Below are 24,500 nucleotides of genomic sequence, written 5' to 3' on the forward strand. Positions count from 1 at the left end.
CAGTGATGTCCGACACTCCGCGTACGTCACTGGCGCGGCTGTGCTGGTCGGGTGAAACCAGCATGTCATGCGGGATTGGGTGCGTGCAAGCCAAACCCGTATATCGTGCTGTTTATGGCTGCAGCGCGGGGACCGTACGCGAAGGGCAGGGCGAAACGCGCGGAGATCTTGGATGCCGCGCTCGACGTGATCGACCGCGAAGGGTATGCGTCTGCGACGGTCAAGGAGCTGGCGGATGCCGTGGGCCTCAGCCAGAACGGACTGCTCCACTACTTCGGGTCGAAGGACGCGCTCTTCGCCGAGATCCTGCGCCGGCGCGACGAGGTCACCGCCGTCCAGATCGACGCCGAGCATCAGGATTTCGCCGACGACCTGGTGCAGCGCATCCTGCTGGCGGTAGACGACGAAGCCGCCGCACCGGGCTTCACTCAGCTGTCGCTGCGCGTGACCGGCGAGGCGACCGAACCCGACCATGCGGCTCACGACTTCATCCACGACCGGTACAAGAGCGTCCGGTTCGTCGTCCGCGACGCCGTGACGAGGCTTCAGGCCGCGGGCCGATTGTCGCCGGACATCGATCCTGCGATCGCTGCGAGCCTGGTCTTCGCGGCGTGGGATGGACTGCGGCTGCAGTGGATGTACGACCGGTCGATCGACATCCGTGCGAACCTGCTCTATCTGTTGCGCGCCCTGGGCATCGAAGAGACCGCGGCCGACGAGCGCGGATAGGCGTCTCGACCTGAGAGGTCGGACGGCATTTTCCTCCCGTCCGCGTCATCTGTGAAGCCGGTGCCGATCAGTCGGCACACGCCTTATCGTGACCGGGGTTCGGCGTAGACCGGGGTGTTCCGGAGGCATCGCTCTCGGTCGACGCATCCACAGTTCAGTCGCGAAGGATGGAGGAGGCCGTGGCAGGAGAAGGCCGGCACCGCCAGCGAGGCGGGGGAAGAGACGCCACGCGCTCGGACCCAGGCCGGGCGATCGCGTTCAGCGACGCGATCATCGCGATCGTCATCACACTGCTCGGGCTCGATCTCAGGCCACCCGAGAGCGAGCCCGGTGGACTGCTGACGGCCCTGCTGGCTGAGTGGCCGACGTATCTGGCGTTGCGGCGTCCTATACCTACCTGGCCGTGATCTGGCTGAACCACAAGGCCGCCTTCACGCGAATCCGTGAGATGGACCGCGGCCTGCAGTGGGCGAATCTGGCGATCCTCGCGACGCTCGCGCTGGTTCCCTGGCCAACAGCTGTGATCGCCGAAACGGCCAGGACGGGCAACCTGGCGGATGAGCGGGTCGCGGTCGCTCTCTACGCGATAGTCGGAGCGCTGCTGTGCCTGTCGTGGCTGGTGTTCTTCTCGTACTTGGCACGGCATCCCGACCTCACGAGGGAGGAGGTCGACGATGAGTATTTCGCACGGGAGCGCCCGCGCGCGCTCGTCGGAGTCGTACTGTACGTAGCGGCGGGAATTGCCGGCGTCCTCATCCACCCGCTCGTGGCATCGGTCGTCTTCCTGCTCCTTCCGGCCTTCTACGGCCTCACCAGCCACGGATTCGACCAGCGGCCCGCCTTCTTCCGCGGTGCCGACAACGACGCCACCGGAACCAGCGACGACCCGAAGAGCAGCTGACGAGTCGCCGCCCGACACCGCCTCACCGTCACCACTGCTGCGAGGCGGATTCTGCGTCGCTCGGCGCTGTGCGCGAGATGCACGAGCGGCCCCGATGGGCCGCTCTGCGCGCCGGCCAATCGGGGACTCTCAGCGCCGAGCGGCAACGACCTATCGAGCCCCGACCGCTCCCTCGAGCGTCTCCAGGACCACCTCATCCGCGCTGTGCCGGCCCGGCCGGCGCAGCAGCGTCCCGGCGAGCAGCGCGACGGCGCCGGTCACGATCGCGCCGACCAGCATCGCTTCGTGCATGCCTGCGAGGAAGGCGTCTTGCGCCGCCTCCGCCGTGGCTCCGCTCATGCCCGGGGGCACAATGCCTTGCGCGAGCGCATCCGCCTGGGCGTGATCGAGCGGAAGGTCCGCCGACTCCCGCGCCGCGCCCGCACCCACGACCGCCGCGAAGACCGCCGTACCCAGGGCCCCGCCGAGTTGGAGCATCGTGGCCTGGAAGCCGCCCGCCACACCCGCGAGGTGCACAGGAGCGCTGCCCACGATCGAGTCGGCGCCCGCGGTCATCGTCAGACCGACCCCGAGCGCGAGGGTGACGAAGGGCACCGCCATCGCGACATAGGGCGTGTCGACGCCCGTGAAGGTCAGAGCCCCCAGCGAGACGGCCACGAGGGCCAGCCCCACCGTCATCGTGATGCGCGGGCCGATCCGGCTCACCAGGATCGCGCCGATCGGCGAGGCGATGATCGATACCGCTGACAGGGGAAGCAGCATGACGCCGGCGGTGACACCGTCCACGCCGCGCAGGTTCAGCAGGAACAGACTGAGGAAGAACGTGACTCCCAGCAGTGCGAAGAAGTTCGCTGCGACAGCAAGACCGCCGATGGAGAAACCCCTCTCGCGGAACAGTGTGAGAGGGAGCAGCGGGTGGGAACTGCGTCCCTCGACGAGCACGAACAGTGCGAGAACGCAGAGAGCGCCGACGAGCAGCCCGATGGTGCGCATGTCGTTCCATCCCCAATCCTCCGATTGCACGATGGCCAGGACGAGGCCGGCAAGGCCGAGCGCGAGCAGGATGACCCCAGGCACATCGAAGCGGACGGAGCTGGTCCCTGCCACCGACTCGCGGATCACCAATGCGGCGAACACGATGGTGAAGACGGCGATGGGCGCGTTGATGAAGAAGATCGACTCCCACCCGAGGGTCGCCACGAGCGCACCGCCGACGATCGGGCCGGCAGCGATCGCCACCGATGAGACTCCGCCCCAGATCCCGACCGCCATGCCGAACTTCTCGCGGGAGAAGGTGGCTCGCAGAAGCGAGAGGGTCTGCGGCATGAGGAGAGCGGCGCTGATTCCCTGGATCGCCCGGAACGCGATGACCCCGGTCGCGCTGCCGACGAGTCCGATCGCGATGGAGCTGACCGCGAAGGCGGCGACACCGACGATGTACATCCGGCGGCGTCCGAAACGGTCTCCCAGGGTGCCTCCGAGTATGAGGCAGACCGCGAGCCCGAGCAGATACGCATGGGTGATCCATTGCAGTTGCACGAAGGACGTGTTCAGGGACGTGGCGATCGCGGGGTTCGCGATCGACACCACGGTCGCATCCAAGCCGACCATGAACAGGCCCAAGGACACGGCGACGAGGGTCGCGATCGGATGCCCGCGAAGCGGCGTACGCCGTTGGGCGACGGACGATGGAGGTGAGGTCATGAAGCGTGCTTTCGTCGAGTGTCGGGATGCACGACGGAGCAACGAGCCCAGGGCTACGCGAGGAGCGCCGTCGGATGCCCGGAGGACCTGGGTGGCAGCGACGGCTACACGAGCATGTCGGCCCCCGTGCCGGCACGCTCCCTCGAAGCGTATGAAAGTATACAGGAATGATCGCGACGATGCCTCTCTCCGCTGAACAGCTCGACGAGTTCGCCGATGCGGTGATCTCCCTCGCACATCGCATCGACCCGCGCGGACGCGAGCTTCCCGGCGTGCGACGGCTCACCTCGGGAGAGATCATGGTGCTTCACGAGATCGCGACGGATCCGGGCTCGACGGCGACCACGGTCGCGCGGCGCATCGGTCTGCAGCGGAGCAACGTCAGCGCCACACTGCACCGCCTCGAGAGTGAGGAGCTCGTGAGGAGAGTCCCGGCGCGCACCGGCGATCGCGGCATCGGCTTCGAGTTGACGCCGATCGCCCACGGCGAGCTCGACCAGGTCCGGCGACACCGGTCGCAGAGGCTGCAGACGGCTCCCGCCGACATCCTGCAAGCGGCGGTCGCCCATGCACACACGCTGTCGCGCCTCGCGCGGGCAGTCAGTGCTCTCCCGACCTCATGACGATCGGAACGGCCGGATCACGCTGGTAGCGCCGAGTCGTCGGCCGACCCCTCCGGCTTGCCGCATCGGTGCGCTCGCGCTTACTCGGGCCCCACCTCCACCGCCCGTGGCCGCCGCCGCGGTGCGAGCGCGACGGCGAACCCGGCGAGTGCGACGAGGGTCGACAGGATGAGGCCTGGGCGGAAGCCGTCCAGCATCTGGGCCGCGCTCGCGTCGGCCGTCAGGTCGCCCCCGGCGATGAGGGCGGAGGTCACCGCGAGCACGAGTGCCGCGCCCACCTGTGAACTGCTCTGCACGAGCCCGGCGGCGAGCCCCTGCTCGTCGTTCGAGATACCCGCGGTCGCGCGCTCCTGGATGGCCGGGAAGCCCAGTGCGAAACCGGCGCCGAGAAGCAGCACCGACGGAAGGATGTCGACCGTGTACACGGGCGTGGTTCCGACGCGCAGGAACAGCAGGTAGCCCAGCGAGAGCGCGCCCAGCGCGACGGTGATGAGCAGCCGCGATCCGAACCGGTCGATCAGTCGGTCTGCGAACGGGGCCGTCGCCACGACCACGAGGCCCGCCGGCAGCAGCGCGAGCGCCATGCTGAGCGGCGGCCAGCCGAGCACGGACTGCAGGTAGATCGTGAGGATGAATTGGAAGCTCACATACGACCCGAACAGGGCGATCGCGCTGATGTTGGCCCTCGCGACGAATCCCTCGCGCAGGATGCCGAAGCGGATGAGCGGATGCCGCGCCCGCAGCTCGATCATCGCGAACGCCGCCAGCACCGCAGCCGCAACGGCCAGGCCGAGGATCGTCTGAACCGAACCCCAGCCGGCCTCCGGCGCGGACACGATGGTGTAGACGAGCGTGAGCATGCCGACGGCCAGGGTGAGCGCACCCCAGATGTCGTGACCACCGGTCTTCGCGACATGGTCGCGCGGGATGAAGAACAGGCCCAGCACCACCGCCGCCACCGCGAACGGGACCGAGAACAGGAAGGTCCAGCGCCAGCTGAGCGACGTCATGAGCCCGCCGACGATGAGGCCGAGCGAGAACCCGCTGGCCGCGAACGTCGTGAAGATGGAGATCGCGCGGTTGCGCGACGGGCCTTCGGCGAAGTTCGTCGTGATGAGCGAGAAGGCGGCCGGTGCCGTGAACGCGGCCGCGATGCCCTTGACGAAGCGCGAGGCGATCACGATCGTCGGGTCGCTCACGAGCCCGCCGGCGAGCGAGGCCAGGGCGAAGACGGTCAGGGCGATGAGCAGGATGCGGCGGCGGCCCAGAAGATCGGCGAGGCGTCCGCCGAGCAGCAGCAGACTGCCGTAGCCGAGCACGTAGGCCGAGACGATCCACTGCAGGGTGCCGGTCTCGAGCGAAAGCTCGGTGCCGATGGCCGGCAGCGCTACGCCGACCATCGAGACGTCCAGTCCGTCGAGCGCGATCACGATGCACACCGCAAGGAGCAGCATCCACGTGCGCGTCGTCCAGCGCTGGGTCGGGGAGTCGGAACCGGGAACGACCCGGATGGTTGTCGAAGTCACGTGGACAAGATACATGCCATGTCATAGGTTGCGTCAACATTGGATTCGAATGCATGCAATACCGCGGCATATTTTCCGGCTAGGATGAGTCCATGGCTCAGAACGACGTGGTGGAGCGATGGCGCTCCCTGCAGGCCACGTACCTCTCGACGGCATCCGCCCTGGAACGGGCCCTTGACGAGCGGTGCGATCTCGGGCTCAGCGAGTTCGAGATCCTCGACCTGGTCGCCGAAGTGCGTCAGGAGCAGTGCCTGATGCGTGACCTGGTCCAGCGCACGCCGATGACGCAGAGCGCGCTGTCACGCATCGTGGACCGACTCCAGAAGGCCGGCCTCGTCCAGAGGATGGAGTGCGGGTTCGACCGTCGCTCGATGGTCGTCGAGATCACCGACCGGGGTTCCGAGGTGCACGCCGAGGCGCAGCAGATCTACCGCTCACTGCTCGCGGACGAGCTCGGCTGACGCCGCTTCGCGCGCCGGCCCCGCTGTCAGTAGTCGGTGTGCGCTTCCCGCGAGATGTCGACTTCGGTCTCTGCTGCGGACCACGCGAGGAGCGCGTTGTCGAGTTGTCGCCGAAGCCACTCCGCAGACAGCGATTCAGCCGCCAGGAGTGCGAGCTGCCGCTGTCGATCGTCGACGGCGCCCGTCAGATCATCGGGTTCGTGAGAGCGGGGATCTTCCATCGGATTGCCTTCCTCTTGGTAATAGGGAGGGGTGTGAGGGCGGCGATCGCGCCTCCCCCTCCCTCGATACCAGTGTCGTCCTGAGCTGACGCTTCCCGCCTGTCTCAGCCGGGGGATGCGGCCCGAATACGGCGACGTTCGTACGTGAGCGTCGCGGCCAGGAGCAGCAACCCCGCGGTCGCCCCTGATATCTGCGCGAGCACAGGATCCACGCGCCCTCCGAAGGTCAGAAGGAGGGCGACGAGCGCTCCCCCGAGGACGGAGTTCACGGCCGCGATCATGCTCGCCATCGTGAACAGGAACGAGGAACGGGAGTAGCGCACACCCAGCTCGCCGGTGCGCGGGCTGTCGAGCGCGATCAGATCCGGTCCCGAAGGATGCAAGCTGACGAAGTACTCGCGGATCCGCTCCATGCGCTGACGCACAGTGATGTTCTCGACACTGGTGTCGACCAGCCGCACCACGGTGAACCACCCGAGCATGAAGATCGTCGGCAGGACGGTGAAAGCGAGAATGGCCAGCAATGCCGGTGATCGTCCGGCGAACCCGATCGCCACGAGCCCACTGGACAGTGCAGCCAAGTAGATCGTGCTGCGCGTCCCCGCTTCGCTGATCGTCGAGCTTGCGACCGACTGCAGCACGAACAGCTCCGTGCCCACGGCGCTGTTCAGCGCCGCGGCGCTCGCGTCGGCATCCGCCATCGGCCGTTCGTCACGATCTCGGCTGTTGGGGTGCGGTTGGATCATGCGGCGGCGAAGGCTTTGCGGAGGACATGGATCGCCTGTTCGATCGCGGCGGTGCTGGCAGCGGAGCTGCGAAGCGGGTTGAGCATCATGAAGTCGTGGATCGTCCCGTCGTAGCGGACCAGGGTGGTGCGCACGCCGGCCATGATGAGCTTTCGCCCGTACGCTTCCCCCTCGTCGCGGAGGACGTCGTTCTCGTCGACGATGAGGAACGTCTCGGGGAGACCCTTCAGCTCGTCGACCGGCGCCTGCAGCGGGGATGCGGTCACATCCTTGCGGGCGTCGAGGTCGGGGAGGTAACTGTCCCAGAACCAGGCCATCGCATCAGCGCGAAGGTGGAAGCCTTCGGCGAACTCGCGGTAGCTGTCGGTGTTCTGGCCGGCGTCGGTGACCGGGTAGTACAGCGACTGGTGGATGAATGCGACGTCACCCCGCTTCTTCGCGAGGATCGCGACGACCGCAGCCATGTTCCCGCCGACGGAGTCGCCGGCGATGGCCAGACGGGAGGCGTCGAGGCCCTTGGTCGCGCCCTCGCTCATGACCCAGCGTGCCGTCGCATACACCTGTTCGATTGCGACCGGGTGACGCGCTTCGGGCGAACGATCGTACTCGACGAACACGATCGCGGCGTCGGTGCCCGCCGCAAGATCGCGGACGAGGCGGTCGTGGGTACCGGCATTGCCCAGTACCCAGCCACCACCGTGCACGAAGAGGACCACCGGCAGGTCTGTGGTGGCGCCCACCGGCTTCACGATGCGCACCCGCACATCGCCGACCTCGGCCGGGACCGTGATCCACTCCTCGGTGACGTCCGGCATGGCGATCGGTGCCGCCTGGACGTCGTCCAGCAGCTTCCGGGCACCGTCGACACCGAGGTCGGCGAGAAACGGAGGCTGGGAGGTGGCGTCGGCGAACGCTTGGGCTTCCGGCTCCAGAACATGCTGAGTCATGACAGATCCTTTCGGTCGTGAGGTGTGAGCAGGTCCGGCCGTCACCGGTCGGCAGCCCCTGCAAGACAAGACCAGGTGAGGCCGGCGAATGTGACGTCCGCAGTCGGTGGGAACTCCCTGAAGGGCGCTCGACGGGGCCAACCCCCTCGTCGACGGGGTGCCACTCGAGTACAGCAAGTCGTGTCATGGTCCGGCAGCCGAGTGTGCGGCAGGATGCTCTCATGCCTCGAACACGTCCAACCCGCGCAGTGGCATCGGCGGCCGTGAGTGTCGTCGTCGCCCTCGTCGCTGTGTCGCTCGGTGGATGCGCGTCGCAGATGCCGGGAACGGATGCCGCTGATCCCAGCGTGATCGCCGAGCGCGCGAGCGCGGTCGGGATCGCACCTGAACTCGTGTTCACCACTCAGGTGGACGGCTACGATCTGGCGCCGCAGTCGGTCGGGACGGGTGCCGCTGATGGGATGTCGGCCACCTGGGTCGATGAGACCACCGGGGCCATGCTCACCATCCGAACGGACCGAGGCGAGCTGACGGCGGACTCCTGCGCCGAGACCCCGTTGTGGGAAGCACCGGACGAACCGGTGACGTGCACCGATGAGGAAGGGGTCTGGCATCGGTCGGGCGGCAGCCTCCACGAGTACATCGCGGTGCGGGACGGTGCGTTGATCCGGGTCACGGGGATGAACGACGCCCCGCCCGAAGAGCTTCTGGCAGCCGCGAAGGCGGTGCATGTGCCGTCGGACGCTGAACTCGAACTCCTCTTCTCCGACCTTCCGGAGGCTCCCGGCGAGCCGGTCGAGCGCGGTGACCTACCCGAGAACGGCGACGGTGCGCCGATCGATCCGGTCGGACCGGGCGGCTGACCCAGCCGGCTCGGCCCAGACCTCTTCCCTCCTCGCCCGCCTCTCGGCCAGGGACGCGACAGCAAGGGCGTGGGGCATTGGGCCCTTCGGTGCGGGTTGGACCGAGGTCTCCGCAGCAGGCCCGCCGCCAGCCCGACTAATCTTGCAACGATGTCGAATACGCGCGCCGAGGCTGCCTACCAGCGTTCGGTACTCGCGTTCAAGGATCCGACTCTCGATCTTCTCCACGGCCGCTACGCACCCTTCGTCGTGGCCATGCTGTCTGTCGTCTTCACCTCCGAGCGTCGCTCGGTCGCTGTCGCCGACGCCCATGCCGAGATCGGCGAGGCTCTCGAAGAGCTGCGCTCGGCAGGATACGACGACGACGAGCGCCGGCTGCCTGTCGGGACCGCCCGCGAGATCTGTCGCAACTGGGTGCGCGTCGGCTGGCTGGCGCCGCAGCTCGAGGATGATGTCGAGGTCTACCGGCTGACCGCTCACGCCGTGGGGGCGCTCGAGATCGCCGGCCGGACCGGCGGCGGGCGGGCTCGGGTGTCACGATCGCGGGTGCGGACGCTGCTCGACGCCGTCGAGCGCCTGGCGCGCGACGCGGAGTCCGACCCGGAGGCACGCATCGCCCTGCTGCTGGAGGAGCGTGACGCGCTGGACGCGGAGATCGCCCGGCTACGCAACGACGAAGCGGAGCCGATCGACGACGAGCAGCTGTTCGAGGAGGCCGAGAACGTCCTCCACCTCGCGCGGGAGCTGCCCGCCGACTTCTCCCGCGTCGCGGAGTCGATCAAAGCGATGCAGCGGGATGTCGTCGCGGACCTGCGCCGCGACATCCGTCCCACCGGTGAGATCCTTCGCGAGTACCTGCAGCGGGGTCAGCACGTCATGCAGTCGACACCCGAGGGGCGGGCGTTCGAAGGGGCGCTGCGCCTCATCGGCGACCCCGAGCACATCGACCGCCTGACGACGCAGTTGCGCACGCTGCTCGCCCAGCCGTTCTCGCGACTCATGGGACCGGGCCAGCGCAGCGATCTCGACTCGATCGGTCGGCAGGTCGAGAAGGGCGTGCAGGACGTGCTCACCGCCCAGCGCCGTGCGTCGCAGGTCATCACGGCGCAGGTTCGCACCCACGACCCGATCCGGGATCGTCAGGTCGACGAACTGCTCCGCGGGGTGATGTCGGGACTGCAGATGTGGATGCAGGACTCCCGGCCCGGTGATCGCGTCGAACCGCTGCACACCTTTCCGGTCTCCGACATCGGGCACCTTCGGCAGTCCCTCAGCGATCTGCGCCCACCCGGTGCGCCCGCGCCGCTGCCTGCGCCGGACGACATCGAATTCATGGATGCCGACACCCGCGCCTGGGGCGGCCCGCGGTACGCCGAGCTCGAGGAGTATGTGGCGACGCTCGGCGACCGCTTCGACCTCGCCACCGCCTTCGAGGGCGCCGCGGACGACACCCGCCGCCCGGTCGATCTCCTGGGACTGCTGGAGATCGCCCACCGCAACGGCATGACCGAGAGCGACGAGGTCTCCGTCGCCGAGGCGCGACGGCCCGACGGTTCGAGCCGCCGTTTCGCGTTCGGCGCCGTGACCGCCAGCACTGTGAAAGAGATCGAGAATGACTGACCTCGCGACCGCACCCGCCACGGCGGGCCCCGACACCGGCATTGCCGCGGATGCCGCAAGCGAGACCGGGTCCGCCACCGCGACCGCGACCGCGACCGACGTCCCGTTCATCGATCCGGTCGCGATGGAGCACGACCCCGAGGAGCTCTTCCCCGGCGACCGGGGCGTGCTCGACCCCGAGGTGCGCCGCGTGCTCGTGCGGCTTCTTCAGCGCCGCTTCCTGATGGCCGAACGCAACCGCGCCGAGTGGACGGTGCTGATGGACCATCAGCACACGATCGAGTCGCGCCTGAACGACCTCTTCGTCCGTCTGGTCGTCGACCACGATCGCGGCGTCGCCTACAAGGAGCAGATCCGGTCGGACGAGCTCGAGATCCCGATCCTGCTGCGCGATGAGGCGTACTCGCGGGCCGAGACCCTTGTGCTGGTGCATCTGCGCACGGTCTACCAGCGCGAGACGACCGCGGGCGAGTCCTCGGCACGTGTCGACATCGAGGAGATCGAGCAGACGGTCCTGACCTACTTCGCCGAGGCGGACGGCAGCACGGCCCGACGGCAGAAGGCGATCCGCGGCGCGGTCGGCCGGCTGCGCCAGGACGGCGTCATCGACGAGGAGTCGGAGGGCCGCTATCGCATCAACGCGCTCGTCGAGATCCTGCTCAGCTCCGACCGCCTGCGCGCGCTGCGCGACTGGCTCGACACGCAGTCGGCGCAGTCCGTCCCGATCGACCTCGACGAGGGCGAGGACGACGAGGGCGACGACGACGCCGACGCCGACGCCACGGAGGCCGCACTGTGACCATGCTGGACACCCTCTTCGGGCTCATCCCCGCGGCTTCTCGCGGTCAGCAGTGGGTGGCGGACGAGCTGCAGCTCGTCAACTGGGGCGGTTACGACGGAGCGCACCGGGTGCGGTTCTCGCCGGCCGCCACGCTGCTGTGCGGCGGGTCCGGTTCCGGCAAGTCGACCCTGATGGACGCCTATGTGGCCCTGATGATGCCGCACACCACGCCGTTCAACGGCGCCTCCAACGGCGCAGTCGTCGGGCGGCCGCGCGGTCAGGAGCAGCGCAACATCCTCTCGTACGGGCGAGGCAAGACCGACGAGACGCGCACCGAGGACGGCACCAAGCTGACGGTGCTCCGGGGCGACGGCACCGACACCTGGACGGCGATCTCGATGACGTGGCTCGACCACGACGGCTCCCGTTTCACCGCGGTGCGTGCCTGGTACATCCCGGCGGCCGCGCGCGTCGTGGAAGACACCGTGCGCGTGCGCGCGACCGTCGCCGGCGCCTTCGATCTCAGCTCCCTCGAGGCTGCCGCAGCGCTGCGGCTGACGGATGCCGCGGTCAAGAGCACCGGGCTCGACACCGTCGCGACCGACCGAGAGTTCTCGGCACGCCTCCACACCGTGCTCGGCATCGGTGCGGCGGGCGCCGGCGCCAAGGCGATGAGCCTCCTCGCCCGCATCCAGGCCGGGCAGCAGATCACCACGGTCGACGACCTCTACAAGCGCATGGTGCTCGAGGAGCCCGAGACGCTGGCCACCGCCGACGCCGTCGTGGCGCATTTCGACGGTCTCGAGAGCACGCGCAGCCGCATGCTGACGGCGCAGCAGCAGGTGCGCGCGCTGGAGCCGATCAGGTCGGCGCGGGCGCGCATCGAAGAGTCCGCCGAGCGGCTGCGCCTGCTCGACGACATCGGCCGCTTCACCGAGCCGGATTCACTGGCGACGCTGTGGCGCGCGTCGCGGCGCCTCGACCTGCTGCGCGACGTCGAAGCCGAACTGCAGGCCGGCACCCGCGCCGCCGAAGCCGCCGTGCGCGAGAAGCAGGCGCTGGCAGAGGCGGCCGACCTGGCGCGGGAAGGGCTCGGAGACGTGCTGCGCGCCGCGGGCGGCGACCGGCTCGAGACCGCCCACCGAGAGCTCCGTGGCGTCGAGCACCGGCTCACGAGCGTGGCGCGGGAGCGCGAGAAGCTCGACGCGGCACTGGAGGTGCTGAACATCGAGGTCGGCTCGGCGGCGCAGTTCGAGGCGCTGTCGCAACGCGCCCGTGAGGCGGCCGCCGATGCGGATGCGAAGGAGACGCTCCGCGAGGCGTACGCGGCGGCGGTCGGCGCCAGGAACACCCTCGCGACCCGCGTCATCGAGCTCGAGGCCGAGCAGCGCGAAGCCGAGGGCCATGACGACAACATCCCCGATCGGCTCCGCCGATCACGTGAGCTGCTCGCACGCGCGGCCGGCCTGGCCACCGCCGACCTGCCCTTCGTCGGTGAGCTCGTCGAGGTCCGCACGGAGTTCGAGCCGTGGCGGGAGGCCTTCAACCTCGCCCTCGGCGGTTTCGCCACGACGCTGCTCATCGACGTCGCGCGGCTGCCGGCGTTCCGCGCCGCCATCGATTCCGTCCGCACCGCCGACCGTCTGCGGTACGAGGGCGTGCACACCGGGCTCCCCGCCGTGGGCGCCAAGGACCCGCAGACGCTGCCCGGCCGGCTCGACTTCAAGAGCACGCCCTTCACGGGATGGCTGCAGGAGGAGCTGGATCGGCGGTTCGGCTATGTCTGCGTCGATGCGGCCGGCGACCTGAGCACCCACCGCATGACGCTGACCATCACCGGACAGACCTCGCACGGCTCGCGCGGGGCACACGGCGGGCACGGCCGCGCCAACGTCCTCGGCTTCTCGACTCACCGCCGCCTGGGCGAACTCGCTGCGCAGCTCGGAGCCGTCCGTGCCGAGCTCGAGGTCGCCCGCACGGCGGCCGCCGAGGCCGGTGCCGACCTCGACGCCTTCGACGCGCGGCTCGCCGCCTACGCGAAGATCCGGGGCCTGGCGTGGGACGAGATCGACGTCGCCTCCCTCGAAGGCGAACGCGAGCGCTGGCAGGCGATCATCGCGGACGTCACCACCGCGAACCCCGCGATCGCCGGCATCCAGTCCCAGATCGAGCAGAAGCGCCGCGAGGCCGCGGAACTGCGCGAGGGGATCGGCGGCGCCAAAGCGGAGGGCCGGCGTCTCGCCGATGCCTGGGCGACCACGACGGACGAAGTCGACGCCGCCCAGGCCGTGATCGATGCGGCCGACGCCGCCGGGCGTGCGCTGACCGACGATCAGGCGTCGTACCTCGACACGCAGTTCCTCGTTCCCGACCAGAGCGGATCCTCGACGCGCACCCAGGACCTGGCGCGGTTCGACGCGGCGCTCGACTCCGCGGCGCGCCGGTTCGGCGACGATCAGCGAGCTGCGCAGGACGCCGTGGCGGAGCAGCGGGAGAGCCTGCGGCGCACCCTGAGCGGGTTCCTCGACCGCTGGCCCAACCCGAACCTTCTCGCCGACCCCGACCATTCGCTCGGCGACTTCGAACGCATCCTCGCCGATCTCGAGACCAGCGGCCTGCACCAGCTCGAGACGGAGTGGCGCGACAGCCTGCTCAAGCTCTCGGGAAACGACCTCACCAACCTCGACTCCACCCTGAGCCGTTCGCTGCGGGAGATCCGCGACAGGATCGAGCCGATCAACGTGATCATGCGCGACCTGCCGTTCTACGACGACGACCACCGCCTGCAGATCACGCCGCGCGAGAACCAGTCAGAAGTCCGCCGACGGTTCCGCCGAGAGCTCCGCGAGGTGCGCGCGCTGATCGAAGCCGCGGCCACCGACGAGGAGCGCGAACGCGCTTACAACCGGATGTCGCGGTTGATCAACCGCCTGCGCCGCAGCGCTCCGGACTTCGCCGACCTCGTCGACGTGCGCAATCACGTGCGCGTGAGCGCGGAGCGCATCCACGCGACCACCGCGCAGCATGTCGCGCTCTACGATCACATCGGCGAGAAGTCCGGCGGCGAGTCCCAGGAGCTGATCGCGTTCATCGTCGGAGCGGCGCTGCGCTACCAGCTGGGCGACGCTGGCGCCGAGCGCCCGCGCTACGCTCCCGTGTTCCTCGACGAAGCCCTCATCAAGGCCGACGCGCACTTCACCAAGCGCGCCATCGGCGCATGGCGCGGTCTCGGGTTCCAGCTCATCATCGGCGCTCCGAACGACAAGTACAGCGCGATCGAGCCGCACGTCGATGTCGAGTACGACATCCTCAAAGACACCCACGGCCGCTCCTGGGCCAAGCCGAAAGTCGCTCTCTCGGAGGCTCGCGGGTGAGTGAACGGCTCCTCGAGCCGGCCGACCCAGGCCCGACATCAGCTGTCTTGACGGATGTCGGAGCCGGGCGCACAGTGGCCCCATGGAGGTTCGCGTTCTTGGAGCGCTGACTCTCGACGACGGCCGGACTCCACTGGCTCCGCGGGATCGTGCGGTGCTGGCTGCGCTCACGATCCGGCTCGGTGCATCCCTGTCCGTCGAATCCCTCGCGGCGGCGGTCTGGGGCGATGATCCACCCGCCTCGTGGTCCCATGTCATTCGGGGCTGCATCATGCGGCTGCGCCGGCTCATCGCGCCCGACCGGATCGAGACAACCCCGCTCGGGTACCGATTGATCCCGGATCATATCGACGTCGACGCCGAGCGGTTCGAACGACTTGTCACGAGGGGTTCGCAGCAGCTGGAGCTCGGCGAGCCCGAGCGGGCCGCGCACACATTCTCGGAGGCGCTCGCGCTGTGGCGGGGAGAGCCCTATGTCGAGCTCATGGACTGGGGGCCAGCTCGGATCGCGTCGGGACGGCTGACGGAGCTGCGGCTCGGAGTGGAGGAGCTGCTTCTGGACGCGCGGCTGCAGGCAGGCGACGTACAGGAGGTGACCGCATTGGCGCGCGCCCGCGTCGCCGAGGCACCATTGCGCGAGCGGCGCTGGGTGGTGCTGAGCGTGGCGCAATACCGCCAGGGTCGGCAAGCGGATGCGCTCGCCACGGTACGCCGGGCGCGCGGGCTGCTCGCCGCCGAGCTCGGTCTGGATCCGTGCACCGAGCTCGCCGAGCTGGAGCAGGCGATCCTCCGGCAGGATCCCGCGCTGATGTCCGCCCGGGTGTTCCGAGCCGCGAGCCCGGAGTGCCCGTACTTCGGCCTGCCTCCCGCGGGAGTGGCGGATGCGGAGCGGTTCTTCGGTCGCGAGCAGGAGCTGATCGGCGCTATTCGGGCGCTCGAGGAGCGCGGAGTGCTGCTCGTCGCCGGCCCATCGGGCGTCGGCAAATCCTCATTCGTCAGGGCAGGGATCGGTGCCCAGTTCCTTGCGCGAGGTGTCGACGTCACCATCGTGACGCCCGGCGAGCATCCGATCGATGTTCTTCGCGACGTCGATCTGCCCGTGGGAGAGTCGCTGCTGATCGTCGATCAATGCGAGCGGGCCTTCGCCGCCGCCGACGCCGCCGAGATCCGCGAGTTCTTCGACGGCCTGTCGCAGCTGGCGTACCGCTGCATGCTCGTCGTCGCCATCCGCGCCGACCGTCTCGGAGACCTGGCCGATCACCAAGGATTCGCCCAGATCATCCAGTCGCACCTGCTCCTGCTCACGGCGCTCGGGCCCGACGCCCTCCGAACCGTGATCGAGAGGCCTGCAGATGAGGCGGGTCTCATCCTGGAGCCGGGCCTCGTTGAGATCCTGGTCCGCGATGCGGACGGGCGCGCCCTTCCGCTGCTGTCTCATGCTCTGCGTCAGGTGTGGTTCCGTCGTGAGGGCCGCGTTCTGACTGTCGAGGCGTATCGGGCATCCGGTGAGATCGATGGTGCCGTCGCGAAGACCGCGGAGGAGGTCTTCGCGACACTGTCGGAGGAGGGCGTGCGGCTGCTGCGCGACATCCTGCTCCGTCTCGTCGAAGCCTCGGCGGACGGTGCGGTCGTCTCTCGTCGCGTCGAACGCACACGCATCGCGATCGACGACGCGCACGCGCAGATCGTCGACCGGCTGGTCGATGCACGACTCATCACGGCGGACGAGGAGTCGGTTCAGGTATCTCATGAAGCGCTCGCACGGGAGTGGCCACGGTTGAAGGAGTGGCTCGCGGACGATGTCGAGGGCCAACGGATCATGCGACACCTCGGCTCCGCCGCCTCCGCCTGGGATGCGATGGGACGACCCGATAGCGAGCTCTACCGTGGCGGCCGGCTGTCGACGGCCCAACACTGGCGGGATGCGGTCGATCCCGCACTCACGGCGGTGGAGCGAGAGTTCCTCGACGCCGCGGCAGCGCATGAGACCGCAGCACTCGCCGCCGCGCAAGGACAGCTCCGCAAAGAGCGCCGGATGGTGCGCCGACTGTCCTGGGTGTCGGCCGGGGCAGCCGCTCTCGCGATCGTCGCTGTTGCGGCCGGCATCCTTGCGGGACTCCAGGCGAATCTCACCGCGACGGCGGCCGAGGCACGCCGCATTGCGGCACGCGCGCTCGACGAGCCCCACTTCGACCGCGCGCTCCTGCTCGCCGTGGAGGCCACCCGGCTCTGGGACAGCTCCGAGACACGTCTCAACCTCGTACGCGTCATCTCACGCGCACCCCACCTGACGAGCATCATCCATATACCGGAAGACGAGATGGCCGCCTTGAACATGTCCCTCGCCGAGGACGGGAACCGAGCATCGGTGATCGACAGCGATCAGGGTGTGCGTCTGTTCGATCTCGACGCCCGGGCGCAGCTCGGCGAGTACTCGCCGTCCGGCACGAGCGTTGTGACCTCGGCGATCGACCCCATCACTGGGGCGGTCGTGTTCAGCGAGACATCCGACCCGTTCCTGCGAACGGGCAGGCTCGATCTCGCAGACGCCGGCCGATCGGGCGTGACCACCTACGAGCGGGTGGATCGGACGGCCGCAGACGTCGAGTTCTCGGCCGACGGATCCCTCTTTGCAGCGCTTGCGCCGGCGGGCCAGCTCGGCGGGGTCGCCCTCTGGTGGGGCACCAAGGGGAACCTGACCGGGCCGATTCTTCTGGATCTGGACGTGATCTTCCCCGATCCTCTGTCCGAGCAGGTCTTCAGCTTCAGTGCCGTGAAGTTCTCTCCGGACGGCTCGCGGATGTACGTCAGCGGATCCAGAACGACCATCGTTCTCGAGACGGCAACCGGCGAAGAGGTCGCTCGGATCGCCGGCAACGGAATCCTCGCCATCAGTCCGGATGGCGACCGTATCGCGGTCCGAGATGGCCCCCGCGCGGTTCGGATCGTGGATCCCTCCGGGGTCGCCGCACCAATCACAATCTCGCTGTCATCCTTTCCGTGGGCGGCCGACTTCCACCCCGACAGGCCGCTACTCGCCATCGCAGGTGCGGGCGTCGTGGTGGCCAGCACCAAGACCGGCGAGATCGTCGAGACACTCGTCGGTCATGACGGCTGGGTCACCGCGGCCGAATTTCGACCGACCGGAGAGTTGGTCACGGCCGGGATCGAGGGTGCGATCATCACATGGAATCTCGGGGACTGGTCGGCGGACCTTCCCGGCCGTCTTGTCCTACGGCACCAACTGTGGCTCGAACCTAATGAGCGCACCGTCATGCTCAAGGAGTTCGAGGGGGGTTGGGAGCATGTCGTCGCCGAGCCCGCAGTCTGGCAGGAACACGCCTGTCGGATCGCGGGACGAGTACTCACCGAACGGGAGTGGGCGGAGCTGTTGGGATCTCGTCCGTACGCCCCGGCATGCCGCGAGTGACCTCGGCGTGAAATCCGGGCGGTCGATACAGGACTGATACACCGCCTTGGTTGAGTTGCGCCCACTCGCACTGCGGCCAGACCGACCAGTCATCTGACGAGTCGCGGCGTAGCCGCCTGGCCGCGGTCAGGTGAGACCTAGGAGGGGACGGATCATGCGATCAGGATTGCGTAAGCGCACACTCGGCGCGGTCATGCTCACAACTCTCGTCGCGCTGGTGGCAACAGCGCTCGGAGCCGCGCCGGCTGTGGCACAACCGCATCATTCCGACGCGGTGCGAGTCTGGAATCTCCATGCTTCGGACGCGCTGATAAACCCCACAGGGGCGGACATTCCCGGAGCCGCTCAGGCGCCGCCGGTCTCGCAATTGCACCTCGCGATGGTGCAAGGAGCCGTCTACGACGCGGTCAACGCGATCGTAGGCGGATACCAGCCCTACCTGCCTGATCTTCCACAGGTGTCCCCGTCGGCGTCGCAGGACGCCGCCGTCGCCACCGCCGCGCACCACGTGCTGGTCGGCTTGGGAATCGGACTGGTACCGGCGTTGCCGCAGGTGGTCCGGGACCGGCTTGATGGCCTCTATGCCGCCGCGCTCGCAAGTATCCCCGCCGGCGATGCCAAGACCCAGGGGGTGGCAGCAGGTGCCGCCGCCGCAGCGGCCATGCTCGAAGCACGAACCGATGACGGCCGCTACGCGGTTTCCCCCACCGGCGGGCCCATATTGTGGCAGGTCGGCACCGGGCCCGGGCAATGGCGTCCCATCTCGCCGCCTGAGCCCAGCAACGCCCTTGCGTGGGTGAGCGCGGTCGATCCGTTCACGCTTGAGAGCACGTCCCAGTTCCGGACGGCAGGGCCGAACGCGCTGACCAGCCGCGACTACGCGAAGGACTACAACGAGGTGAAAGACCTCGGAGCGATCGACAGCCGACGCACCGCCAAGCAGAACGTCGTCGCCGACCTGTACACGGCGCACCCGCCGGAGCTGTTCAACCGCACGTTCCGGGCGATATCCGAGGCGGAGGGACTCACGCTCGCCGAGGAAGCCCGCCTCTTCGCCATGTTGAACCTGGCCACGGCAGACAGTGTCATCAACTGCTTCGACGACAAGGGGTTCTGGAACTTCTGGCGTCCGGTGACCGCCATCCACGAGGGCGACAATGACGGCAACCGCAAGACCGTGGGCGATCCAGCATGGGCGCCGCTCCTCGCGGCTCCGCCGTATTCCGAGCATCCGTCTGGCTACAACTGTGTTTCGGCGGCATACATGCACGCTGCCATCGCCTTCTTCGGAACCGACAGGATGGACTTCACTGTCGTGAGGATCGCGACCGGTGCGACGCGCGAGTACAAGCACTTCAGTGCCGTGGTCGACGACACCATCGACGCGCGCGTGTACCAAGGTCTCCACTTCCGGGAGGCCGAGGTCCAGGGCGCAGGGATCGGTGAAAGCGCCGCCCGCTGGCTTGATCAGCACTTCCTTCAGCCAGTGAAGTGACCCGACCCGGCCGCTTCCTTCGTGCGGGTTGGTCTCACCGCGCTGAAGCCCGGCCGTGGTGAAATGGCGTGTGCAGCAACGCATGGGGCGGCTGACGGCGACCGACGGCACCGAGATCGCGTATGCGACGATCGGCGCCGGGCGCCCGCTGGTGTATGTCAGCGGCTGGCTCAGTCATCTCCAGCTGAGCTGGGACCTGCCTGAAGAGCGCGCCTTCTACGAGAGCCTCGGGAAGGGGTGCCGCCTCGTGCGGTACGACCGCGCCGGCTGCGGTCTCTCCGCAGCATCCGATCGCGCACCGTCCATGTCCCATGAGCTGGAGCAGCTGGCCGCAGTCGTCGACGCCGTCGGCGTCGAGCCTTTCGATCTGATGGGAACCTCCATGGGCGCGCTCGTCGCGGTGGCCTGGGCCGCGGCACACCCGGAATCCGTCCGGCGGCTCGTGCTCTATGGCGGCTGGGCGTCCGGCGCGGAGGTCTCCCCGCCCGCGGTGCAGGACCACATCCTCGGACTGATCGAGTCGCACTGGGGTCTCGGCTCCGACGTGCTCACCGACATCTTCGCCCCCGACGCCAGCTCCGCGTCGCGTCAGCAGTTCGCTCACTACCAGCGGGCATCATCGACCGCCGAAACCGCGCGGTCGCTGCTGGCGATGAGTTACAGCCTGGACGTGAGTGACCTGCTCCCGCGGGTCCGCGCTCCCACGCTGGTGGTGCATCGTGCCCAAGACCGGGCCGCTCCCGTCGAGCAGGCGGCAGCACTGGCAGACGGCATTCCCGATGCGCGTCTCGTCGTGGTGCCCGGCCGCTCGCATCTGCCGTACGCGGGCGATGCCCAGGGCGTCGTGACGCCGATTCGCCGGTTCCTCGGCTTGCGCAGCCTGCCTCGCGGGCCACGAACGCTGACGCCCCGGCAGACCGAAGTCGCCGCCCTGGTCAGCGCAGGGTGCACGAATCGGGAGATCGCCACCCGGCTCGGCATCGACGAACGCTCGGCCGAAGGTCACGTCGAGCGGATCCGGCTGCGCCTCGGTTTCACATCGCGAGCCCAGATCGCCGCGTGGTTCGTCGCCCAACGCGACGCGCCGGGATCGACGAAGTGAGGTAGTTCCACGCCTGAAAGACGGTGGCCGGCGGCGCACTCTGGTCTGATCCACAACGTCACACCCAGGAGCAGAGATGACAGAGACCGCGACCGCAACCTCGCCGGAAGCCACCTTCGAGCAGCACGCCTTGCGCGGCCGATTCAACGCCGCGTTCTTTCGAGTGATGGACCCCTACATGGAGCGGAACCTGCGCAGCCGCAAGCAGCAGCTGTTCGCCGGGCTGCCACGTGAGGTCGTCGAGATCGGACCGGGCGTCGGCGCCAACCTCCGCTACCTGCCCTCCGGCAGCACGCTCGTTGCCATCGAACCGAACCGGTACATGCACGGCCGGCTGATCGAAGCCGCGCAGCGGCGCGGCGTGCGGCTCGATCTGCGCGAACGCATGGCCGAGCAGACGGACATTCCCGACAGCAGTGTGGACAGCGTGATCTCTTCGCTGGTGCTCTGCTCGGTGCACGATCCAGCGGCCGTGCTCGCCGAGGTACGGCGCATCCTGCGCCCGGGCGGCACCTTCCGGTTCCTGGAACACGTCGTGGCGGCGCCGGGCACGACGACCCGCCTCGCCCAGAGGCTGCTTCGCCGTCCCTGGGCGTGGACGTTCGAGGGCTGCTCCTGCGAACGCGACCTGGAGCAATCCGTGCGCGCCGCGGGATTCGCGACGGTCACCGTTGAGCGCTACCGGGTGCATACCCCGTTCCTGCCGTTCAACACCCACATCGCCGGCATCGCGCGGGCGTAGACATCGCAACCGCCCGCCCCGACGAATCCCTCCCGGAACCCGCGACGCGATCCTCGGAGGTTGACGGTCAGGTGCCGCAGAAGGTGCGATGCCGCGGTGCGCCGTTCGGGGCCGGCCACGCGAAGCGTCGATACTCGCGCCCGGAGCGCTCGGTGTAGGGATCGCGCAGCAGGTCGAGCAGCTGCTCGAACGGCTCGAGGTCGCCCTCGGTGGCCGACAGAAGCACCTCCTCGACGATGTGGTTGCGGGCGATGTAGAGGGGGTTCGCTGCCCGGATGAGTGCGGCATCCGGCCCCAATGCCAGCCATCGGTTCAGCCACGCGTCGAGGTCCGGGACGGGTCCGAGGAAGCGGCCGCGCAGAGGCTGTTCGTCACCGACCGCCGCGGTGGCGAGGTCCCGCCAGAACCCGGTGAAGTCGACCTCGTGATCGCCCAGCAGATCCAGGGCGGCACGCGCCAGTTCTGCGACCACTGACGGGTCGACCCGGTCGTCGATGCCGAGCTTCATGCGGAACGCCGCGGCCCAGTGCGCTCGGTAGCGCGCGTCGAACGCCTCGACGATGTCCGTCGCGATCCGCTCCCCCGTCGAGGGGTCGTCTGCCAGGAGCGGCGCGAGCGCGTGCCCCAGCCGCTCGATGTTCCAGCGCATGATCGACGGCTGCTGATCGTAGGCGTAGCGGCCGAAGCGGTCGATCGAGCTGAAGGATGCGCCCGGCTCGTACGCATCCAGGAACGCACAGGGGCCGTAGTCGATGGTCTCCGCCGAGACCAGCACGTTGTCGGTGCTGAGCACACCGTGGACGAAGCCGGTGCGCATCCAGCGGGCGGTGAGCGCGGCCACCGCGTTCACGATCTCGCGGAGAAGCGCGCGATACGGGTGCCCGGCAGCCGCCGCCTCCGGATAGTGCCGGCCGATGACGTGATCCGCGAGGCGCCGTAGTGCGCCAAGGTCATCCTGTCCGCGGACATACTCGAAGGAGCCGAACCGCACATGGCTGGCTGCCGTGCGCGCCAGCACCGCTCCGGGCAGCACCCGGCCATCATGCTCGCGAGGCGCACCGGTCGCCACGACGGCGAGCGCCCGGGTGGTGGGGACTCCGAGCGCGTGCATCGCCTCGCCCATCAGGAATTCACGGAGCATCGGCCCGGTGGCGGCGAAACCGTCGACGCGCGACATCGACGTCGGGCCGATGCCCTTCAGGTGCACGTCGCGGAGGTGTCCGGTGCGGTCGCGACGCTCGCCCAGGAGCGCGGCGCGGCCGTCGCCGAGGATCGGCTTGTACACGCCCCACTGGTGACCCGCGTAGACCTGCGCGACCGGTATGGAACCTGCCGCGAGCGACCCGCCGGTGAGGAAGCTCACACCTGCCTGCGACCGCAGGTGAACGGGATCGAGGCCGAGATCGCGGGCGACCTGCTCGTTCACCGCCAGCAGGCGCGGCCGCGGAGGACGAACGGGAGAGACCGGGCGAGAAAGCTCGGGAAAGGCATCCGCCCAGACATGCTCGAGCACCGGTGGCCATTCCTCATCGACAAGGACGGCCGGTGCGCCCACCGGCGCTCCGAGGTCGATCGCGCCGCCCATCGACGCTCCGGGATTCTCCACGGCGCGGCTCACTCCCGCTGCCGGCGTAGGGCGCGGGCGAGCCGCGTGGCCGCCTCGGCCAGACGGTCCTCCGTGGTGTCGCCGAAGGCGAGGCGGAGGCGGCGGTCGGCATCCGTTCCGGGTCCGGAGGGGAAGAAGGAGCCCCGCTGGTACTCGACACCCTCCGTGCTGGCGTCAGCGGCCAGACGGTCCGCATCGACGCGCGCGTCGCGGAGGCGTGGCCAGAGGAAGAGGCCGCCGGTCGGCACCTCGACCTCGAACTCCCCGGGCGCCTCGCGGTCGATCGCCTCGGCGAGGGTGCGAGCTCGCGATCCGTACAGCGCACGCGCGCGATCGAGGGTCGCGTCGAAGAGCCCGGCATCGTGCGTCAGGAGCTCGGCGACGACGGCCTGGACGAAGGTCGACGAGTGCGAGTCCTGACGGCTTCGCACGGCGACGACGTCGGGCACGAGCGACTCGGGCAGCACCAGCCAGCCCAGGCGCAGCCCGGGCCCGAGGGTCTTCGTGAAGGTGTTCACATGGATGACTCGCTCGGAGTGGTTGAACGGCTCCTCCTCCGGCACGCCACCCGCGAAGCGCAGCTCGCGATACGGGTTGTCGGCGAAGACGACGAAGCCGTAGTGCTCGGCGAGGCGCACGAGCTCGCGGCGGCCCTCGAGCGAGAGGGAGCCCTGCGTCGGGTTGTGGAAGTCGGGCACGGTATACAGCGCCGCCGGCCGCGCGCCGCCGCGCAGCACGGCGCCGAGCTCATCGACATCGAGGCCGTGGGGGCCCACCCGCACCGGGAGGATGCGCGCATCCGATAGTTCGAGACCCCTCAGGAACAGGGGGAAGATCGGGTTGTCGACGGCGACGAGGTCGCCGCGTTCCACGGTCGTCTGGATCGCGAGCGCGAGTCCGTGGAATCCGCCGTTCGTCACGAGGATGCGCGAGGCCGGCACGCCCTCGCGCGCAGCGATCCATTCCCGCAGAGCGGGGATCCCCTCCGTGCGCGAGTACTGCAGGGCAGGCAAGCCTGGCTGTGCGAGGACGCGGGCGGTCGCGTCGGCGAGCTCATGGGCGGGCAGCACAGCCGGGTCAGGAATGCCGCCGAGCAGTTCGATGGCATCGGCGCGGCGGTCTCGCAGCGTCTGGTCGCCGAACCCCTTCGGGGCCGTGAACGCCCGCACGAGCGCGGTGCGTTCGAGCTGGCGCGCGTCGAGGGTGGGCAGGGTGTCGAGGGTCATGGGGGCTCCAGTTCTCAGGCCGTGCGGGCGAGTTCGGTGGGGATGCGCGACTCGGGCCGCGGAATGGCCGACAGCAGCGACTTCGTGTACTCGTGCTGCGGCTCGGCGAAGACGCGATCGACCGGACCGCTCTCGACGACCTCGCCGCGGCGCAGCACCGAGACGGTGTCGGCGACCTGACGCACCAGGGCGAGGTCGTGCGAGACGAACAGGTAGGTGAGGCCTCGCTCCGCCTGCAGCTTCAGCAGCACTTCGAGGATGTCGGCCTGCACGCTCACATCGAGCGCGCTGGTGGGTTCGTCGAGCACGATGACGTCGGGCTCGAGCACGAGCGCCCGCGCGATCGCGACCCGCTGCCGCTGCCCGCCGGAGAGCTCGGCCGGCCGCCGCCGCGCGTGCGCCG

At 69.0% G+C, this 24,500-nt stretch carries 21 protein-coding genes; 13 read left to right on the plus strand and 8 right to left on the minus strand.

The window, feature by feature from the left end:
- Positions 1 to 114: 114 nt before the first annotated feature.
- The 3 genes from VIP82_RS13315 to VIP82_RS13325 all read left to right on the plus strand — a co-directional run bounded on the left by VIP82_RS13315 (position 115) and on the right by VIP82_RS13325 (position 1,630).
- Positions 115 to 729: a TetR/AcrR family transcriptional regulator gene (locus tag VIP82_RS13315; RefSeq protein ID WP_331909352.1), complete on the plus strand. Its 615-nt coding sequence runs from the start codon at positions 115 to 117 to the stop codon at positions 727 to 729.
- Between the two features lie 167 nt (positions 730 to 896).
- Positions 897 to 1,136 carry a TMEM175 family protein gene (locus VIP82_RS13320; protein WP_331909354.1) on the plus strand — a complete coding sequence of 80 codons (240 nt, stop codon included), beginning with the start codon at positions 897 to 899 and terminating at the stop codon, positions 1,134 to 1,136.
- Positions 1,088 to 1,630: a TMEM175 family protein gene (locus VIP82_RS13325; RefSeq protein ID WP_331909356.1), complete on the plus strand. Its 543-nt coding sequence runs from the start codon at positions 1,088 to 1,090 to the stop codon at positions 1,628 to 1,630. The genes VIP82_RS13320 and VIP82_RS13325 overlap by 49 nt, the downstream gene beginning before the upstream one ends.
- A 150-nt stretch (positions 1,631 to 1,780) precedes the next feature.
- On the opposite strand, the gene VIP82_RS13330 is transcribed toward VIP82_RS13325, so the two are convergent.
- On the minus strand, positions 1,781 to 3,334 hold the full coding sequence (locus VIP82_RS13330; RefSeq protein WP_331909358.1) for an MFS transporter: 1,554 nt from the start codon (positions 3,332 to 3,334) through the stop codon (positions 1,781 to 1,783).
- Positions 3,335 to 3,513: 179 nt separating this feature from the next.
- On the opposite strand from VIP82_RS13330, the gene VIP82_RS13335 reads away from it, so the two are divergent.
- Complete coding sequence (locus VIP82_RS13335) at positions 3,514 to 3,957, plus strand: MarR family winged helix-turn-helix transcriptional regulator (RefSeq protein WP_331909360.1); 444 nt, start codon at positions 3,514 to 3,516, stop codon at positions 3,955 to 3,957.
- Between the two features lie 80 nt (positions 3,958 to 4,037).
- Here VIP82_RS13335 and VIP82_RS13340 read toward each other — a convergent pair whose 3' ends face one another.
- Positions 4,038 to 5,483, minus strand: a complete 1,446-nt coding sequence (locus VIP82_RS13340; protein ID WP_331909362.1) for an MFS transporter — start codon at positions 5,481 to 5,483, stop codon at positions 4,038 to 4,040.
- Between the two features lie 92 nt (positions 5,484 to 5,575).
- On the opposite strand from VIP82_RS13340, the gene VIP82_RS13345 reads away from it, so the two are divergent.
- Positions 5,576 to 5,944: a MarR family winged helix-turn-helix transcriptional regulator gene (locus VIP82_RS13345; RefSeq protein ID WP_331909364.1), complete on the plus strand. Its 369-nt coding sequence runs from the start codon at positions 5,576 to 5,578 to the stop codon at positions 5,942 to 5,944.
- Positions 5,945 to 5,970: 26 nt separating this feature from the next.
- Here VIP82_RS13345 and VIP82_RS13350 read toward each other — a convergent pair whose 3' ends face one another.
- The 3 genes from VIP82_RS13350 to VIP82_RS13360 form a co-directional block, all read right to left on the minus strand.
- Positions 5,971 to 6,165 (minus strand): hypothetical protein, encoded by a 195-nt coding sequence (locus tag VIP82_RS13350; protein WP_331909366.1) that lies wholly within the window; start codon positions 6,163 to 6,165, stop codon positions 5,971 to 5,973.
- A 104-nt stretch (positions 6,166 to 6,269) separates the two neighbouring features.
- Positions 6,270 to 6,866 (minus strand): hypothetical protein, encoded by a 597-nt coding sequence (locus tag VIP82_RS13355; protein ID WP_331909368.1) that lies wholly within the window; start codon positions 6,864 to 6,866, stop codon positions 6,270 to 6,272.
- Positions 6,867 to 6,907: 41 nt separating this feature from the next.
- On the minus strand, positions 6,908 to 7,858 hold the full coding sequence (locus VIP82_RS13360; protein ID WP_331909370.1) for an alpha/beta hydrolase: 951 nt from the start codon (positions 7,856 to 7,858) through the stop codon (positions 6,908 to 6,910).
- A gap of 221 nt (positions 7,859 to 8,079) precedes the next feature.
- Between VIP82_RS13360 and VIP82_RS13365 the strand changes: the two genes are divergently transcribed.
- From VIP82_RS13365 to VIP82_RS13400, 8 genes are all read left to right on the plus strand, one after another.
- Positions 8,080 to 8,721 (plus strand): hypothetical protein, encoded by a 642-nt coding sequence (locus tag VIP82_RS13365; protein ID WP_331909372.1) that lies wholly within the window; start codon positions 8,080 to 8,082, stop codon positions 8,719 to 8,721.
- Between the two features lie 150 nt (positions 8,722 to 8,871).
- On the plus strand, positions 8,872 to 10,341 hold the full coding sequence (locus VIP82_RS13370; RefSeq protein ID WP_331909374.1) for a DUF3375 domain-containing protein: 1,470 nt from the start codon (positions 8,872 to 8,874) through the stop codon (positions 10,339 to 10,341).
- Entirely contained in the window at positions 10,334 to 11,140 is an 807-nt protein-coding gene (locus VIP82_RS13375; protein ID WP_414684673.1) for a DUF4194 domain-containing protein, read from the plus strand. The genes VIP82_RS13370 and VIP82_RS13375 overlap by 8 nt, the downstream gene beginning before the upstream one ends.
- Entirely contained in the window at positions 11,137 to 14,496 is a 3,360-nt protein-coding gene (locus tag VIP82_RS13380; RefSeq protein WP_331909376.1) for an ATP-binding protein, read from the plus strand. The genes VIP82_RS13375 and VIP82_RS13380 overlap by 4 nt, the downstream gene beginning before the upstream one ends.
- Positions 14,497 to 14,578: 82 nt before the next feature.
- Positions 14,579 to 17,926 carry an nSTAND1 domain-containing NTPase gene (locus VIP82_RS13385; RefSeq protein ID WP_331909378.1) on the plus strand — a complete coding sequence of 1,116 codons (3,348 nt, stop codon included), beginning with the start codon at positions 14,579 to 14,581 and terminating at the stop codon, positions 17,924 to 17,926.
- Positions 17,927 to 18,119: 193 nt separating this feature from the next.
- Positions 18,120 to 19,421, plus strand: a complete 1,302-nt coding sequence (locus VIP82_RS13390) for a vanadium-dependent haloperoxidase (protein WP_331909380.1) — start codon at positions 18,120 to 18,122, stop codon at positions 19,419 to 19,421.
- 82 nt (positions 19,422 to 19,503) lie between these two features.
- Complete coding sequence (locus tag VIP82_RS13395; protein ID WP_331909382.1) at positions 19,504 to 20,523, plus strand: alpha/beta fold hydrolase; 1,020 nt, start codon at positions 19,504 to 19,506, stop codon at positions 20,521 to 20,523.
- Between the two features lie 76 nt (positions 20,524 to 20,599).
- On the plus strand, positions 20,600 to 21,265 hold the full coding sequence (locus VIP82_RS13400) for a class I SAM-dependent methyltransferase (protein ID WP_331909384.1): 666 nt from the start codon (positions 20,600 to 20,602) through the stop codon (positions 21,263 to 21,265).
- A gap of 67 nt (positions 21,266 to 21,332) precedes the next feature.
- Here the strand turns inward: VIP82_RS13400 and VIP82_RS13405 are convergent, their stop codons facing one another.
- The 3 genes from VIP82_RS13405 to VIP82_RS13415 form a co-directional block, all read right to left on the minus strand.
- A complete protein-coding gene (locus VIP82_RS13405; RefSeq protein ID WP_331909386.1) occupies positions 21,333 to 22,871 on the minus strand; it encodes a protein adenylyltransferase SelO in 1,539 nt (512 codons plus the stop codon).
- An 8-nt stretch (positions 22,872 to 22,879) separates the two neighbouring features.
- On the minus strand, positions 22,880 to 24,097 hold the full coding sequence (locus VIP82_RS13410; RefSeq protein WP_331909388.1) for an aminotransferase-like domain-containing protein: 1,218 nt from the start codon (positions 24,095 to 24,097) through the stop codon (positions 22,880 to 22,882).
- Positions 24,098 to 24,111: 14 nt separating this feature from the next.
- On the minus strand, positions 24,112 to 24,500 hold a 389-nt coding region (locus VIP82_RS13415), incomplete at its 5' end, for an ATP-binding cassette domain-containing protein (RefSeq protein ID WP_331909390.1).

It is taken from the genome of Microbacterium sp. (assembly GCF_036566905.1).
Lineage (GTDB): Bacteria > Actinomycetota > Actinomycetes > Actinomycetales > Microbacteriaceae > Microbacterium.